The organism is Gordonia cholesterolivorans, from assembly GCF_039531975.1.
Classification (GTDB): Bacteria; Actinomycetota; Actinomycetes; order Mycobacteriales; family Mycobacteriaceae; genus Gordonia; species Gordonia sihwensis.
The window spans coordinates 68,006-83,265 of sequence record NZ_BAAARB010000014.1 but is presented as its reverse complement, the minus strand read 5'-3'; the positions used below and the strand labels follow the sequence as shown (position 1 = coordinate 83,265).

Genomic DNA, 15,260 nt, shown 5'->3' with positions numbered 1-15,260 from the left:
TGTCCGGCTGAGACCGAGGCGACACGCTGTGGCGCGACCGCTAGCCTTAAGGGGTGACTCGTCGAACAAAAATCGTCTGTACCCTCGGCCCCGCCACCAATACCCTCGAACGCATCACCGAACTCCTCGAGTGCGGCATGGATGTCGCCCGACTGAACTTCAGCCACGGCGCGCACGCCGACCACCGCAGCGTCTACGACAACGTTCGCGGAGCGAGCCTCGCCACCGGTAAGCCCGTCGGCATCCTGGCGGATCTGCAGGGCCCCAAGATCCGGCTCGGCAAGTTCGCCGACAACGGCCGGCCCAACGGCGCCGTGGACTGGAACGACGGCGAGCAGGTGCGGATCACCGTCGACGACGTGATCGGCGACCACGATCGGGTGTCGACCACGTACTCCCAGCTCGCCCAGGACGCCGAGCCGGGAGACCGTCTGCTGGTGGACGACGGGAAGGTCGGCCTGGTGGTCGACCGGGTCGACGGGAACGACGTCGTGTGCACCGTCACCGAGGGCGGCACCGTCAGTAACAACAAGGGCCTGTCGATGCCGGGCATGAAGATCTCGGTGCCCGCCCTGTCGGAGAAGGACATCGCCGATCTGGAGTTCGCCCTGGAACTCGGCGTCGACCTGATCGCCCTGTCCTTCGTGCGCAGCCCCGCTGACATCGAGTTGGTGCGCGAGGTCATGGACCGCGTCGGCCGTCGCGTTCCAGTGGTCGCCAAGCTGGAGAAGCCCGAAGCCATCGAGAACCTCGAGGCCGTGGTGCTGGCGTTCGACGCGATCATGGTCGCCCGCGGCGACCTGGGCGTCGAGATGCCGCTGGAGGAGGTGCCTCTGGTGCAGAAGCGGGCCATCCAGATGGCGCGTGAGAACGCGAAGCCGGTGATCGTCGCGACGCAGATGCTCGACTCGATGATCGAGAACTCCCGGCCCACGCGTGCCGAGGCCTCGGATGTGGCCAATGCCGTGCTGGACGGCGCGGACGCCGTGATGCTTTCCGGCGAGACCTCGGTCGGCAAGTACCCCTTCGAGACGGTGCGCACCATGAGCCGCATCGTGTCGGCGGTCGAGGGCGGCACGCGCGACGTCCCGCCGCTCAAGCACGTCCCGCGCACCCGCCGCGGCATCGTCACCTACGCGGCTCGCGACATCGCGGAGCGACTCAACGCCACCGCCATCATCGCTTTCACCGAGTCGGGTGACACCGTTCGCCGGGTGGCGCGACTGCACTCGCGAGTTCCGCTGATCGCGTTCACCGCGACCGAGGCCACGCACAATCAGATGGCGGTCAGCTGGGGCGTCGACTCGTACCTCGTGCCGCGGATGCAGCACACCGACGACATGATCGACCAGGTCGACGACGTCCTCACCGAGAACGGGCGGCTCAAGAAGGGCGACACGGTCGTCATCATCGCCGGAGCTCCGGCTTCGGTGATCGGGTCGACCAACTTCGTCCACGTTCATCGCATCGGCGAGCAGGACCACTGATCCGCGACCAGCGGTGCGGCGCCGCCCGTCGAGTCGACGGGGCGGCGGGCGGCCCGCATCGCTGGCATAGGGTTGTGGCATGACCAACCCGAACACCGACGCTGCGGCGACGACGTCCGCCGATCTGGCCGAGCTGCTCGAACTCCTCGATCTGGAGCGCGTCGACGACGACCTGTTCATCGGGCAGCACGGCGATCAAGTGATGGCCCGCACCTTCGGCGGGCAGTTGCTCGGGCAGGGCGTGGTGGCGGCCGGCCGGACCCTGGTGAAGGGTGCGCCGCCGGTCCACGCACTGCATGCGCACTTCATCCGCGGTGGCGACGTCACCGAGCCGATCGAGTATCACGTCGACCGTTACCGCGACGGACGGGCCTTCGCGAACCGGCAGGTGACTGCCAAGCAGGGTGACGAGGTGGTCTTCACGATGCTGGTGGCCTTCCAGGACAACTCCGCGGGCCTCGCGCACGCCGTGGAGATCCCCGAAGTGCCGTATCCGGAGGAGTTGCCGCCGCTCGACGAGCATTTCAAGGGGTACGAAGAGACCATCGAGGCGTTCGTGAACGCACTGCACCCGGTGGACATCCGGTTCGCCAACGATCCGGCCTGGGTGATGAAGGGGACCGGCGAGAAGCTGACCCACAACCGCGCCTGGATGAAGGCCGACGGTGTGCTGCCGGACGATCCGCTCATGCATGTCGCGACGATGGCGTACTCGTCGGACACCACGGTCCTCGACTCGATCATCACCACCCACGGACTGTCGTGGGGACACGACCGGCTGTTCGCGGCGACCGTCAACCATTCGATGTGGTTCCATCACGACTTCCGGTTCGACGAGTGGATGCTGTACGCGACGGAGTCCCCGGTCGCGGCCGGCTCGCGCGGGCTGGGCTCGGGCCGATTCTTCAAGCGCGACGGCACGCTCGCGACCTCTGTGGTGCAGGAGGCGCTCATCAAGTACTTCCCGCCGCGCGACTGAGGCCCGAGAATGACTGAGAGCATCCCGAATCCGGAGCCCGCCCTTCCGTCCGGCGGGCAGGCTCCGTCCGAATTGCGCTTCTTCCTGCCTCCGGGCCCGCCGCTGTCGCCCAAACGGTGGCAGCGCCGATGGAAGATCGGCATCCGCGTGGGCAGCGCCGTCGCCGCAGTGGTGCTGATCGCTTTCGCCGCACTCGCCATCGGCTCGGGCGTGGTGTCGAGTTCGCGCTACACCGCCACCGGTGGCGTCGAGGTGGACTGCACCACGCGGAACATGCCGCGGCTCCCCGCCGTGGGCTTCGGCTCCCTCGTGCAGATCTTCGATGCTCAGTCGGGCGAACGCTACGGCCAGTCGACGCTTGACCGATTCCGCGCCCTCCCGAGCGGTATCTGCCTTGCCGGATTCGAGATCCGCGACGTCCGGGTCGCCTCGCTCTACACGGTCGAGATCGGGAGGCTGTACCGCACTCTCGTGTCGGAGGAGGCACTCAAGGACGGTGCGCTGCTCTCGTAGCCGCTCGCACCAGACCGGCGTCGGTCATCTCCAGATCCGACGCGGCACCTCCACCCGGGCCGGCGACGCCCCGATCCCGCACCGAGCGTTTCGCGGACAGGTGCACCGCGTGCACGCCGGTGCCCCGGATGGCAGGGATGGCCTCCGCCGTGACGCCCCCGCCCGCCATCACTTCGACACCGGTGTCGGCGGCCACGAGCGCACGCAGCACATCGAGTCCGTCGCCGGCGCGAGCAGCACCTCCCGAGGTGAGGACGCGATCGACGCCGAGACCGGCGAGCACGGTGAGGGCCGCGATCGGATCGGCGGCGGCGTCGATGGCGCGGTGGAAAGTCACGTCGATGCGCCGGCCGGCCCGCTGCTCGGCGTCACGCGCCGCCGCGAGGAGTCGTCCGGTCGCGCCGGCGTCGACCGTCCCGTCGGCGTGCAGCGCGCCGATCACGACGCCTCGCGCACCGAGCCGGACGGCTGCGGCCACGTCGGCCGCGAGGACATCGACTTCGGCGTCCGAGTAGACGAATCCTCCCGGCCGGGTGCGGATCAGGGCGTGCACGTCGATCCCGACCGCACACACCGCGTCGAGAAGTCCCGCGGACGGCGTCAGTCCGCCGGTGACTCCAAGCGCCGCGCACAGTTCGACGCGATCGGCGCCGTTCGCCCGTGCCGTCGCGGCGCCCTCGGCATCCTGCACCGCGATCTCCACTGCCGGCCGCACGGCGAGCTCAGCCGAGGGGACGCGAGAGCGGGACGTTGACCCAGCTGGGCTTCGCCGGATCGATCTCGATGTACTGCGGCCGCAGCTGCGACGACCACAGACCCGGACCGAGCGGCAGCGACTTCGGGAAGTTGAGCGAGTAGAGGTCCACCCGCAGTCGATCTCCGGGCTTCAGCGCGGCCTGCGTCGCCGACATCGGGATGTCGACGTCGAGGATCTGGCCCGGCCGGACCTTGGCGTAGTGGTCGAGCGAGAGGTACAGGACCGGGTCGGTGAGGTCTCCGTTCGGTGCGTATCCGCTTCGGCTCGGGTCCACCGCGCGCAACGACACCATCAGCTGTCCCATGGACACCACGCGTGACCGGCCGTCGGGGGAGACGACGTTGAGCGTCGCGTGCCAGTAGCCGTCGGGCGCGTTCAGCCGTTGCCGCAGATGGACGACGGGGGTGCCGCTGATCCGGGTCAGAGCGGTCGCGGGCCGGCCGGTGAAGGTCTGCGCCGCCGTCTCCGAGAGCCGGGTGTCGTTGCCGCAGAAGTCGAACAGTGCGGTCACGCCGGCGGTCGACTGAGCGGAGTCGCGGTCGCAGAGTGTCGAGAGTCCGGGCTTGACCTCGCGCGTGGCGCGCTTCGCGGGCCTGCTCGCACTGAGTGACCCGTCGCCTGCGACCGGTGTGTTCACCGAATGCGACGGTGTGCCGCGCAGGTATTGGCGCTGGTACGTGTGTCCGGGCAGCGGGAACGACGGGCCCTGCAGGAACCCGCCGTTCGGTTCCGACGCCAAGGTGGCCTGGGGGTACCGGTCGATGCCGTTGTCGATGCCCTTGAGCCACTTGTCGTACCAGGCTCGCGCGAGGACGTCGAGGCGCGGTGGGTATCCGGGCCGGCCGAAGTTCGAACTCGACGTCACGTGGTAGCCGTCGTCCATGATGAGCTTCTTCTTCGCATCCGGCAGTTGCGAGAGGCCCCGGAGCATCCGGGATTCGGAGTTGGTGAACAGGTCGTTCCACCCGCCGATCGTGAAGGAGGGCGTCGTGATCGCGCCGACATCCGTGTACAGCGAGTCGCGCCGAGCTGTACCGGCCGTCATCATGCTGCGCGTCTGGGGGCTGAAGCCGTTGACGTCACGCGTCACGAGCGCGTCGATCAGCAGGTCGAAGTACGTCAGCGGGTCCTTGACGCGGTCGGCGAGCCACTTCCAGTCGAAGGTTCCGTTCAGCATCGAGGCGATGTTGGGAATCATCTTGGTCCCGTTCACGATCGCCAGCCAGAAGCTCAGGAATCCGACGCCCAGACCGCCGCCGGGCGCGATGATGTCACGCACCAGATCCGCACCGGGGACGACGGGGAAGATCGCGCCCAGCTTGCCTGGCGCGTCGGCGGCGGCCTGCAACTGGTTGATCCCCGAGTACGAGACCCCGGCCATGCCGGTCTTCCCGTTCGACCATCGCTGCTTGGACGCCCAGTCCAGCACCTCGACGGTGTCGCGGCGCTCGCGATCGCCGAAGACCTGCCAGGTGCCCTGCGAGAAGCCGGTGCCGCGCACGTCTACGACGAGCATGTTGTAGCCGCTCTTGATGAGCTTGGGATCGTACGAGAAGGTCTGGATCAGGCCGCCGCGCAGCGCGCCGACCAGTTCGTTGTATCCCGACAGCACCGTGCCCTGGAGATTGATCCCGTTCAGCAGGTCGATCAGCTGCGGGGCCAGGACCGGATAGTTCGTCACCTCGCTCGCGAGCGCCGACACCATCTTGGTGTAGGGCGTCATGTTGACGATGGTCGGCAGCTTCTCTCGCACCGGCGCGCCGGACCGGTCCGTGGGACGGATCAGGTTGCCCCGCAGCACCGTCCCGTCCGACATGCGGATCGGCACGTCCGGGGTCACCCGGTACCCCGAGTACTTCTGGGGGCCGTCCTGCGTGCGTGTCCATCGGGCGCCGAGCGTCCCGAAGACCGCGGCGTCCGACGGGCCGGTGCCTGTCGGCAGCGCCACCAGCGGCAGGGCGATGAGCAGTGCGAGGGCAGCGGTCACGATCCGGCCGCGTAGCGATGACTTCACCTGGTGTTTCCTCCCCGAGCAAGCAGAGTCGAACCGGACACGCCTTCATCGTTCTGTGACCTGACTCTCAGGTAACAATAAGTCGGAGGTGAAGGAAAGGGAAGAGTCGTGTGGGGCGCGTCGCCCGCCACCGCGCCGCGGCATGGGGCGGATGCGCGATCCGGACCAGAGCATGAGTACACTTGCATCTCGCACCACCACCGGCCCCGGTGGCGAAATTGGCAGACGCGCCGCACTCAAAATGCGGTCTCTAACGAGGTGCCGGTTCGAGTCCGGCCCGGGGCACGTATGGATTCTGCGTTCGGCGCAGATGCGTGACCGCCGTCAGCGATCGGAGCGAAGCGATGAACGACCCCGACAAGCCGGCGAGCAGAGTCGTTGTCGCCGAGGATGATTCGCTGATCCGCATGGATCTGATCGAGATGCTGCGCGACGAGGGATACGACGTCGTCGGGGAGGCCCCGAACGGTCAGGTCGCCGTCGATCTGGCCGAGCAGCTCCGTCCCGACGTCGTCATCATGGATGTGAAGATGCCGGTCCGCGACGGCATCGACGCGGCCAGCGAGATCGCGCGCAAGAGGATCGCACCCGTCGTCATGCTGACGGCGTTCAGCCAGCGTGAGTTCGTCGAACGTGCCCGCGACGCCGGCGCGATGGCGTACCTGGTCAAGCCGTTCAACCAGGCCGACCTCGTCCCCGCGATCGAGGTGGCGCTCAGCCGGTATCGTGAGCTCAAGGTGCTCGAGGCTGAGATCGCCGACATGTCAGGCCGTTTCGAGGCCCGGAAACTCATCGAGCGGGCGAAGGGTCTGCTCATGGACAAGCAGGGAATGACCGAGCCGGAGGCCTTCCGCTGGATTCAGCGGAACGCGATGGACAAGCGCGCCACGATGAAGGCGGTCGCCGAGATCGTGGTCGACACGCTCGGCGACGGGACCGACCAGCCGCGGTCGTAGCGGGCTGCCGCGACTGTCCGACCCACGCCCTAGACTCGTCTGCGTGAGTGCAGCGCAGACAACGAACAAGTCGGGTGCGGGGACCAGAGCCGCGGGCAAGGCGGGCGGCAGGCCGACGCTGATGCTTCTGGACGGTCACTCGCTGGCCTACCGGGCGTTCTTCGCGTTGCCCGCCGAGAACTTCAAGACGAACACCGGCCAGAGCACCAACGCGGTCTACGGCTTCACGTCGATGCTGATCAATCTGCTGCGCGACGAGGAGCCGAGCCACATCGCCGCCGCGTTCGACGTCTCCCGGCAGACCTTCCGGTCGGAGATGTTCCCCGAGTACAAGGCGCAGCGGAGTTCGTCGCCCGACGAATTCCGGGGCCAGGTCGACCTCACCAAGGACGTCCTCGACGCGATGGGCATCCCGGTGATGGCGATCGAGGGGTACGAGGCCGACGACATCATCGCCACGCTCGCGACGGCCGCCGACCGCCAGGGGTACCGGGTCCTCGTCGTCACCGGCGACCGCGACTCACTGCAGCTGGTCAACGAGAACATCACCGTGCTGTATCCGAAGCGCGGGGTGTCGGAGCTCACCCGTTTCACCCCCGAAGAGGTGGAGAAGAAGTACGGCCTCACGCCGTCGCAGTATCCGGACTTCGCCGCGCTCCGAGGCGACCCCAGCGACAACCTCCCGGGCATCCCGGGGGTCGGGGAGAAGACGGCGGCCAAATGGATCCGCGAATACGGCTCGTTCGAGGAACTGGTGAACCGGGCCGATGAGGTGCGGGGCAAGGTGGGTGATTCACTGCGCGCCAATCTGGCCGGCGTCATCATGAACCGCAGGCTGACCGAACTGGTCCGCGACATGGAGTTGCCCGCCGGCCCCGACGACCTGGCCCTGCACGGTTGGGACAGGGACCGGATCCACCGGCTCTTCGACGATCTCGAGTTCAAGGTCTTGCGCGACCGGCTGTTCTCCACCCTGACCTCGGTGGAGCCCGAGGCGGAGTCGGGCTTCGACCTGCGCGGGAAGCGACTGGGCTCGGGTGAGGTGGCCGGGTGGCTGGTCGAGCACACCGCGTCGGGGCGCAGCGGACTCGCGGTGACCGGTCGGCGCGCGGTGGTCGGCAGCGACGTCGAGTCGCTCGCTATCGCCGGGTCCGACGGAGAGGCCGCGTTCATCGATCCCACCTCGCTGAGTGTGGACGACGATGCGGCGCTGGCGGATTGGCTGGCCGACGAGACCCGGCCCAAGGCCGTGCACGAGGTGAAGTGGGCCCTGCACGCGCTCCGCGGACGCGGGTGGACGCTGGCCGGAGTCACCTCCGACACCGCTCTCGCCGCGTATCTGGTGCGGCCGGGACAGCGGACCTTCAACCTCGACGACCTCGTGCTCCGGTACCTGCGACGGGAGCTCAAGGCGGACGACGCCCAGACCGACGACGGTCAGCTCTCGCTGCTCGACGACGACGCCGACGCGCAGCGCGCGGCAGATCAACTGATGCTGTCGGCCCAGGCTGTCGCCGAACTCGCCGACACGCTGGACACGGAACTGGAGCGGATCGAGGGCTCGGCGCTGCTGCGAGAGATGGAACTTCCGCTCGCGTTCGTTCTCGCCGAACTGGAGTGCGCGGGCATCGCCGTCGACGTCGAACACCTGGACGCGCTCGAGCGCGGGTTCGCGCAGCGGGTGCGCGACGCGGCCGAGGCGGCGTACGAGGTGATCGGCGAGCAGGTGAACCTCGGGTCGCCCAAACAGCTGCAGGCGATCCTCTTCGACAAGCTCGACATGCCGAAGACGAAGAAGACCAAGACCGGCTACACCACCGACGCGGACGCTCTCACGTCGTTGTACGAGAAGACCGAGCATCCGTTCCTGAAGCATCTGCTCGAGCATCGCGACGCCACCCGGCTGCGGGTGACGGTGGAGGGCCTCCAGAAGACCGTCGCGGACGATCAGCGCATCCACACCACGTTCAATCAGACCGTGGCGGCGACGGGTCGGCTGTCCTCGACGGACCCGAACCTGCAGAACATCCCGGTGCGCACCGATGCGGGCCGCCAGATCCGGCACGCCTTCGTGGTGGCGCCGGGCCCGGTGCCGATCGGGGCCGCGCCCGTGGAGTTCGAGAGCCTGATGACGGCCGATTACTCGCAGATCGAGATGCGGATCATGGCGCACCTCTCGGAGGACGAGGGACTGATCGAGGCCTTCAACACCGGTGAGGACCTGCACAACTTCGTCGGTTCGCGTGCCTTCGGGGTTCCGGTGGACCAGGTGGACCCGCAGATGCGTTCACGGGTCAAGGCGATGTCGTACGGCCTGGCCTACGGGTTGTCGGCATACGGTCTGGCCGCTCAGCTCGGGATCAGCCGCGAAGAGGCGAAGCAGCAGATGGAGCAGTACTTCGATCGCTTCGGCGGCGTCCGCGACTATCTTCACCGCGTCGTCGAGGAGGCGCGCCGGAACGAGTACACGGCCACCCTGTTCGGCCGGCGCCGGTATCTGCCCGACCTCAACTCCGACAACTTCCAGCGTCGTCAGGCCGCCGAGCGGATGGCGCTCAACGCCCCCATTCAGGGCACCGCCGCCGACATCATCAAGGTGGCGATGATCAACGTGCAGAACCGGTTGCGGGCCGAGAAGCTGTCGTCGCGGATGCTGCTGCAGGTGCACGACGAACTGGTGATCGAGGTCGCCCGCGGCGAGCGGGAGACGGTGGAGGCGGTGGTCCGCGCCGAGATGGGCGGAGCGATCGAGCTCTCGGTTCCACTGGAGGTCTCGGTCGGCTACGGCCGGAGTTGGGACGACGCCGCGCACTGACCCGAACAGGGTTGTCGAGTAAGCGCAGGAGCGAAGCGACGGAGCGCATCGAGACGAACACCAGCCGCGGTGACTCCGCGACAACGTGGCGACGGTCAGCCGAAGTATGGGACCTTCTCTTACAGAGACAGTCCCGATGAACAGGAACCCGCGAATGACAGACACGCTCCGCCTCGCAGTCCTCGAGGGCGACGGAATCGGACCCGAGGTGGTGCCGGTTGCCGTGGACGTCGCGACCCGGGCCCTCGCGGCACAGGGGCTGACGGTGGAGACCACCGCGCTGCCGTTCGGTGCCGCCGCCGTCGAGTCCGACGGCGCGCCCGTGCCCGCGAGCACGCTCGACGCGCTGGAGAAGTTCGATCTCTGGGTGGTCGGACCGCATGACAGCGCCTCGTACCCGGCCGAAGTGCGGTATCCGCCGCCGGGCGCGGTGTTGCGCAAGCAGTTCGGTCTGTACGCGAACCTGCGGCCCGCCCGGGCTGTCTCCGGTGTGACGGCGACCGCGCCCGACATCGATGTCCTGGTGGTCCGGGAGAACAGCGAGGGACTGTACGCGGACCGGAACATGACGATCGGCAGCGGCGAGTTCATGCCGACGCCGGACGTCGCGCTCGCGGTGGGCGTGGTCACCCGCGCGGCGTCCGAACGCATCGCGGTCGAGGCGTTCGAAGCGGCACGCCGGCGGCGCGGGCACGTCACCGTGGTGCACAAGGCCAACGTGCTGCGACTGACGACGGGACTGTTCCGGGACGAATGCCTCGCGGTCGCCGAGCGTTACCCGGACGTCCGGGTGGACGAGCAGCACGTCGACGCGATGGCGGCGCTGCTGGTGCGTCGCCCGGCTGACTTCGATGTGATCGTCACCGAGAACCTGTTCGGCGACATCCTGTCGGACCTGGCGGCTGAACTGTCCGGTTCCCTCGGCCTGGCCCCGTCGATCAACGCCTCGGACACGCGCGCCATGGCGCAGGCGGTGCACGGCGCCGCACCGGACATCGCCGGCCGCGGCATCGCCGATCCGGTCGCCATGATCGGTTCGGGCGCCATGCTGCTGCGCTGGCATGCTGCGCGTTCGGGCGACAGCCGAGTGTCGGCGGCGGCCGATGCGATCGACGGCGCGGTGGCCCATGTGCTCGGTGAGGGGATCGCCACGGCCGACCTGGGCGGCGGTGCGTCGACCTCGGAGTTCGGGGCGGCGGTCGCGGCGCAGGTCGGCTGAATCTCGCCCCGGTCGGCCGCGGCGGCCGGCGAACCCGTCATACTCATAGACTCCGGGGGATCACACCGATCCCCGGTCACGACGGAGAGGTGCCGATGCGAGTGCGATCGCTGCGCGTGCGGGTGCTGGCCGGTGTGGCGGCCGCGGCGCTCGCAGTTCCCGTGCTGTCGGGCTGCGTGGTCGACGAGTCGGCGCTCGACACCAAGCCGATCACGGTGAAGGTGGAGAAGCAGCCCGAGATCGCCGCGATGCTGCCCGCGAGCATTCGAGAATCCGGAGTGCTGCGTGTGGGTACCAACCCGCCGTACCAGCCGAACGAGTTCAAGGACCGAGAAGGTCACATCATCGGATTCGACGTCGACCTGATGAACGCCGTGGCCGGCGTCCTCGGGCTGCGGGCCGAGTACAGCGAGTCCGACTTCGACAAGATCATCCCCGCGATGCAGGGCGGCACTTTCGATCTGGGGATGTCGTCGTTCACCGACTCGCTGGAGAGGCAGAAGGAGGTCGACTTCGTCGACTACTTCAGCGCCGGAATCAAATGGGCGCAGAAGGTGGGCAGGGGGATCGACCCGGACAACGCCTGCGGCCTCCGCGTCGGAGTGCAGAGCACCACGGTCGAAGACACCGATGAGATCCCCGCCAAGAGCGCCGCATGCGAGAAGGCGGGCAAGGACCCGATCATCAAAGTCAAGTTCGAGACCCAGGATCAGGTGGTGAACGCCTTGCTCCTGGGCCAGATCGACGCGTTCTCGGCCGATTCTCCGGTGACCGCGTACGCGATCAAGAAGACCGACGGTCAGCTCGAGGAAGTGGGGCCGCTGTACGACGCGGCGCCGTACGGGTGGCCGATCGTCAAGGGCTCTGCGCTCGGACCCGCTCTGCAGGCAGCCCTGCAGTACCTCATCGACAACGGTCAGTACGAGAAGATCGCCACACATTGGGGAGTGGAAGCAGGAATGATTCAGCGATCCGAGATCAACGGAGCGAAGGGCTGAACCGATGACGGCAAGTGACATCCGGGCCGGCGACACGGCGGAGACCCCCGCACCGATCAAGGCCGTCCCCCTCCGGCATCCCGGACAGTGGATCGCCGCTGTGATCATTCTCGGGCTGGTCGGGCTCTTCGTGTACGGCGCGGCCACCAATCCCGCGTACCACTGGTCCACCTACGGCAAGTACCTGTTCGAAGAACGCATCCTGTCGGGTGTCGGATACACGCTGGCGCTGACCGTCCTCGCGATGATCATCGGGGTGATCCTCGGCGTGATCCTGGCGGTGATGCGGATGTCACAGAACAAGGTGCTCAGTTCCGCGGCCTGGGTGTACCTGTGGGTATTCCGTGGCACTCCGATCTTCGTTCAGCTGGTCCTGTGGGGGCTCGTCGGTTCGCTCTACAAGACCGTCCGGGTCGGCATACCCTTCGGCCCGACCGCGTTCGAAATCGACATCCAGGCCTTCAGCCTCAAGTACGTCTTCCTGATCGCCGTGATCGGGCTCGCCCTCAATGAGGCCGCGTATATGGCGGAGATCGTCCGCGCCGGCATCTCCTCCGTGGGCGAAGGACAGATGGAGGCGTCGGTGGCGCTGGGCATGTCGTGGTGGCAGACGATGCGGCGAATCGTGCTGCCACAGGCGATGCGGGTGATCATCCCGCCCACCGGCAACGAGGTCATCAGCATGCTCAAGACCACCAGCCTCGTGGCCGCGGTGCCTTTCAGCCTCGAACTGTACGGCCGCCAACGGGATATCTCGGGCGTCAACTTCCAGCCGATCCCGATGCTGCTCGTGGCGTCGACGTGGTATCTGGTCGTCACCTCGGTGCTGATGATCGGGCAGCACTTCGTCGAGAAGCACTACGAGAAGGGTGCCTCGCGCGAGCTGTCGGAGGGCCAGCTGCAGGCGCTCGCCGCCGCCAACAAGACGGTCGTGGAGGAGGGCAAGTGACGGACACCGGTGTTTCGTCCGACGGCGGCCGGCCGATGGTGCTGGCCGACCGCGTATGCAAGAACTTCGGCGCCCTTCAGGTGCTGAAGGGTGTGTCCATCGAGGTGCAACCCGGCGAGGTCGCATGTCTGATCGGCCCCTCGGGCTCGGGGAAGTCCACCTTTCTGCGGTGCGTCAATCACCTCGAGAAGGTCAACGCCGGACGTCTGGAGGTGGACGGCGAGCTGATCGGTTATCGAGAGCGCGGCGGCCGACTCTACGAGCTCAGCCCGCGCGAGGCGGCCAGGCAGCGCCGCGACATCGGGATGGTGTTTCAGCATTTCAACTTGTTTCCGCACCGGACCGCGCTGGAGAACATCATCGAGGCTCCGGTCCTGGTCGGCGGGAAGTCCAAGAGCGAGGCCACCGAGCGCGCTCTGGACCTGCTGAGCCAGGTGGGCCTGCGGGCCAAAGCCGACGCCTACCCGGCCCAGCTCTCGGGCGGACAGCAGCAGCGCGTCGCCATCGCCCGCGCGCTCGCCATGGATCCGAAGCTGATGCTCTTCGACGAGCCGACTTCGGCTCTCGACCCGGAACTCGTCGGCGACGTGCTGGCGGTCATGCGGACCCTCGCCGCGGAGGGGATGACGATGGTGGTGGTCACCCACGAAATGGGCTTCGCCCGCGAGGTGGCCGACCAGTTGGTCTTCATGGACGGTGGAGTGGTGGTCGAACGCGGGGATCCCCGTGAGCTGCTGTCGAACCCGCAGCAGGCGCGAACCCAGGAGTTCCTCTCCAAGCTGCTGTAGCGGGCCCGCTCACACGGTGGCGATCGGCGTGAGGATCCCGGGCGGATCGGTCCGGGCCGCCTCGGTGAAGCGGTGGCCCCAGAAGCTCGGCTTGCGGTAGGTGCGGGCGATCCAGCTCAGGTCGTCGACCACCAGACCCCCGTAGCCGAGCTCCAGCTGAAACCCCGACGGCGTCCCGACATAGGTCGACGTCATGAGGTCGTTCGAGTGCCGGCCGAGCGTCTGCATCACCGGGACGCGATGCTTCTCGACCAGGTCGATCGCGCGGCCGAGATCGTCCATGTGCTGGTATTCCAGCATCAGGTGGTTCACGCCGATGTGGCCGGGCGCCTCCGCGAGCGCCAGCGAGTGGTGGCGGCCGTTGACGTGGTAGAACCGCACGTCGAAGTGATCCGACACGATTCGGTCGGAGAGCCGGAATCCGAGTACCCCGGAATAGAACTCGTCGGCTTCCGCGAGGTCCGGTACCTGGTAGACGATGTGTCCCAGCCCCTGATCGCCCGTCACGAACCCGCCGCGCATGGTCCGTCCCGCGCGGAACGAGTTGGGGGTGGCGCCCTTGCCCCAGGACAGTTCGTGGCGAAGTCCCCACGGGTCGGTGAACCAGGCCAGTTCGGCGACGCCGCGGTCGCGCAGGACCGGTGCGTCGGCCCACTCCAGGCTCAATCCGCGGCGCGCGAGATGCTCGGCGAACGCGTGCAGATCGGTCTCGTTGGCCAAGCCCCAGCCGGTGTATCGGAGTTCGTCGGTAGCGCCGGGGTGGATGCAGATGCGGAAGTCGACGTCGTCGACAGCGAGCCGGACCGTACCGTCGGGCGTTCGGCTGTGAATCATCGCGCCGACGATCTCGGGTCCGTAGGTCGACCAGTCCGACGAGCGCGGTGAGCCGAAGCCGACGTACGAGAGTTCTTGAATCATTCGAGAGTCCTTCGCTTGGGGAACGTGTTCTCGCGTCTGAAGGTAGACCGCAATAATGAATGGGTCAACCAACAATTATGGTCCATAACGAAATCGGTGAGAGTTGCCGCACTCGATAGGCTGACGGGATGACAGGTAAGGCGCCGCCAGAAGACCTTCTCGGCGATTCGCTGAGCGCACGGCTCGGCTTCCAGTTGGTGAAGGCGGCGATCGGGGTGCGCCGGGCGTATGCGGCGGAGCTGAGACGGCACGGGCTCCTGCCGCATCAACACGCGATCCTCGCGGTGCTCGTCGACGGCGAGGGGCTCTATCAGCGGCAGCTCGCCGAGGCGGTGCGCGTCGATCCGCCCGATCTCGTTCCGTACATCGACGGCTTGGTGAAGGAGGGGCTGGCCGCGCGTTCCCCGGACCCGAAGGATCGGCGTCGGCAGATCGTCACGATCACCCCTGCCGGCACCGAGCGGCTCGGTGAGGCCGACAGGGGCCTGGACGTGGTCGAGTCGGCGTTGTTCCGTCGGCTCTCGTCCTCCGATCGGAGTCGATTGCGCAAGGTATTGGCGGAGATCGATCAGGAGGACTGAATCGGTCGGCGCGCCTCGCGCGCCGCGATTCGTGCTCGTACTTCGGGACGCCGCAGCGGCGGGACGGTTCGCGGAGGCTGCCTGCGGGCCGGAAGTGCGTCGAGGAGTTCAACGGTCGCCGCGGTCACGGCGTCTACCGCCGTCTCGATCGCGTCGTGGTTGGCGTCGGTGACCTTGCGGATTCCGGAGACCTTCCGCACGTACTGCAGCGCGGCTGCCCGGATCTCTTCGTCAGTCGCTGCCGGCTCAAGGCCGCGCAGTTCGGTGATGTTGCGGCACATGAGCC

General features: G+C 67.5%; 14 protein-coding genes and 1 tRNA gene. 11 read left to right on the top strand and 4 right to left on the bottom strand.

Going from position 1 to position 15,260, the window contains the following annotated elements:
* Positions 1 to 53: 53 nt before the first annotated feature.
* From pyk to ABFX36_RS13380, 3 genes are all read left to right on the top strand, one after another.
* Positions 54 to 1,487: a pyruvate kinase gene (gene pyk, locus ABFX36_RS13390; RefSeq protein WP_006895393.1), complete on the top strand. Its 1,434-nt coding sequence runs from the start codon at positions 54 to 56 to the stop codon at positions 1,485 to 1,487.
* Positions 1,488 to 1,566: 79 nt separating this feature from the next.
* Complete coding sequence (locus ABFX36_RS13385) at positions 1,567 to 2,466, top strand: acyl-CoA thioesterase (protein ID WP_006895394.1); 900 nt, start codon at positions 1,567 to 1,569, stop codon at positions 2,464 to 2,466.
* 9 nt (positions 2,467 to 2,475) lie between these two features.
* Positions 2,476 to 2,979, top strand: a complete 504-nt coding sequence (locus ABFX36_RS13380; protein ID WP_006895397.1) for a hypothetical protein — start codon at positions 2,476 to 2,478, stop codon at positions 2,977 to 2,979.
* On the opposite strand, the gene ABFX36_RS13375 is transcribed toward ABFX36_RS13380, so the two are convergent.
* Positions 2,954 to 3,694 (bottom strand): copper homeostasis protein CutC, encoded by a 741-nt coding sequence (locus ABFX36_RS13375; protein ID WP_006895399.1) that lies wholly within the window; start codon positions 3,692 to 3,694, stop codon positions 2,954 to 2,956. The two genes, ABFX36_RS13380 and ABFX36_RS13375, sit on opposite strands and share 26 nt — an antisense overlap.
* A gap of 7 nt (positions 3,695 to 3,701) precedes the next feature.
* Positions 3,702 to 5,750 carry a CocE/NonD family hydrolase gene (locus ABFX36_RS13370; RefSeq protein WP_006895401.1) on the bottom strand — a complete coding sequence of 683 codons (2,049 nt, stop codon included), beginning with the start codon at positions 5,748 to 5,750 and terminating at the stop codon, positions 3,702 to 3,704.
* Positions 5,751 to 5,953: 203 nt separating this feature from the next.
* Here ABFX36_RS13370 and ABFX36_RS13365 point away from each other — a divergent pair.
* From ABFX36_RS13365 to ABFX36_RS13335, 7 genes are all read left to right on the top strand, one after another.
* A tRNA-Leu gene (locus ABFX36_RS13365) sits at positions 5,954 to 6,035 on the top strand.
* Between the two features lie 59 nt (positions 6,036 to 6,094).
* Positions 6,095 to 6,706 (top strand): ANTAR domain-containing response regulator, encoded by a 612-nt coding sequence (locus ABFX36_RS13360; protein WP_006895403.1) that lies wholly within the window; start codon positions 6,095 to 6,097, stop codon positions 6,704 to 6,706.
* 121 nt (positions 6,707 to 6,827) lie between these two features.
* Positions 6,828 to 9,521, top strand: coding sequence for a DNA polymerase I (gene polA, locus ABFX36_RS13355; protein WP_101841563.1), 2,694 nt, complete (start codon positions 6,828 to 6,830; stop codon positions 9,519 to 9,521).
* A 154-nt stretch (positions 9,522 to 9,675) separates the two neighbouring features.
* Positions 9,676 to 10,740 (top strand): isocitrate/isopropylmalate dehydrogenase family protein, encoded by a 1,065-nt coding sequence (locus tag ABFX36_RS13350; RefSeq protein ID WP_006895406.1) that lies wholly within the window; start codon positions 9,676 to 9,678, stop codon positions 10,738 to 10,740.
* Between the two features lie 95 nt (positions 10,741 to 10,835).
* Complete coding sequence (locus tag ABFX36_RS13345; RefSeq protein WP_006895407.1) at positions 10,836 to 11,738, top strand: ABC transporter substrate-binding protein; 903 nt, start codon at positions 10,836 to 10,838, stop codon at positions 11,736 to 11,738.
* Positions 11,739 to 11,742: 4 nt separating this feature from the next.
* On the top strand, positions 11,743 to 12,687 hold the full coding sequence (locus ABFX36_RS13340; RefSeq protein ID WP_006895408.1) for an amino acid ABC transporter permease: 945 nt from the start codon (positions 11,743 to 11,745) through the stop codon (positions 12,685 to 12,687).
* 35 nt (positions 12,688 to 12,722) lie between these two features.
* Entirely contained in the window at positions 12,723 to 13,475 is a 753-nt protein-coding gene (locus tag ABFX36_RS13335; RefSeq protein WP_006895409.1) for an amino acid ABC transporter ATP-binding protein, read from the top strand.
* Between the two features lie 9 nt (positions 13,476 to 13,484).
* On the opposite strand, the gene ABFX36_RS13330 is transcribed toward ABFX36_RS13335, so the two are convergent.
* On the bottom strand, positions 13,485 to 14,393 hold the full coding sequence (locus ABFX36_RS13330; RefSeq protein ID WP_006895410.1) for a VOC family protein: 909 nt from the start codon (positions 14,391 to 14,393) through the stop codon (positions 13,485 to 13,487).
* A gap of 128 nt (positions 14,394 to 14,521) precedes the next feature.
* Here ABFX36_RS13330 and ABFX36_RS13325 point away from each other — a divergent pair, with 128 nt between their 5' ends.
* Entirely contained in the window at positions 14,522 to 14,974 is a 453-nt protein-coding gene (locus ABFX36_RS13325) for a MarR family winged helix-turn-helix transcriptional regulator (protein ID WP_006895411.1), read from the top strand.
* Here ABFX36_RS13325 and ABFX36_RS13320 read toward each other — a convergent pair.
* Entirely contained in the window at positions 14,962 to 15,255 is a 294-nt protein-coding gene (locus ABFX36_RS13320; RefSeq protein WP_006895412.1) for a DUF2277 domain-containing protein, read from the bottom strand. The genes ABFX36_RS13325 and ABFX36_RS13320 overlap by 13 nt on opposite strands.
* Positions 15,256 to 15,260 lie beyond the last annotated feature (5 nt).

What these genes read in the sequence shown, in the direction of transcription:
- ABFX36_RS13340 (WP_006895408.1), top strand. Translation starts at nt 11,743, where the DNA reads ATGACGGCAAGTGACATCCGGGCCGGCGACACGGCGGAGACCCCCGCA.
- ABFX36_RS13345 (WP_006895407.1), top strand. Translation starts at nt 10,836, where the DNA reads ATGCGAGTGCGATCGCTGCGCGTGCGGGTGCTGGCCGGTGTGGCGGCC.
- ABFX36_RS13335 (WP_006895409.1), top strand. Translation starts at nt 12,723, where the DNA reads ATGGTGCTGGCCGACCGCGTATGCAAGAACTTCGGCGCCCTTCAGGTG.
- ABFX36_RS13350 (WP_006895406.1), top strand. Translation starts at nt 9,676, where the DNA reads ATGACAGACACGCTCCGCCTCGCAGTCCTCGAGGGCGACGGAATCGGA.
- polA (WP_101841563.1), top strand. Translation starts at nt 6,828, where the DNA reads ATGCTTCTGGACGGTCACTCGCTGGCCTACCGGGCGTTCTTCGCGTTG.
- ABFX36_RS13385 (WP_006895394.1), top strand. Translation starts at nt 1,567, where the DNA reads ATGACCAACCCGAACACCGACGCTGCGGCGACGACGTCCGCCGATCTG.
- ABFX36_RS13380 (WP_006895397.1), top strand. Translation starts at nt 2,476, where the DNA reads ATGACTGAGAGCATCCCGAATCCGGAGCCCGCCCTTCCGTCCGGCGGG.
- ABFX36_RS13330 (WP_006895410.1), bottom strand. Translation starts at nt 14,393, where the DNA reads ATGATTCAAGAACTCTCGTACGTCGGCTTCGGCTCACCGCGCTCGTCG.
- ABFX36_RS13360 (WP_006895403.1), top strand. Translation starts at nt 6,095, where the DNA reads ATGAACGACCCCGACAAGCCGGCGAGCAGAGTCGTTGTCGCCGAGGAT.
- ABFX36_RS13320 (WP_006895412.1), bottom strand. Translation starts at nt 15,255, where the DNA reads ATGTGCCGCAACATCACCGAACTGCGCGGCCTTGAGCCGGCAGCGACT.
- ABFX36_RS13325 (WP_006895411.1), top strand. Translation starts at nt 14,522, where the DNA reads ATGACAGGTAAGGCGCCGCCAGAAGACCTTCTCGGCGATTCGCTGAGC.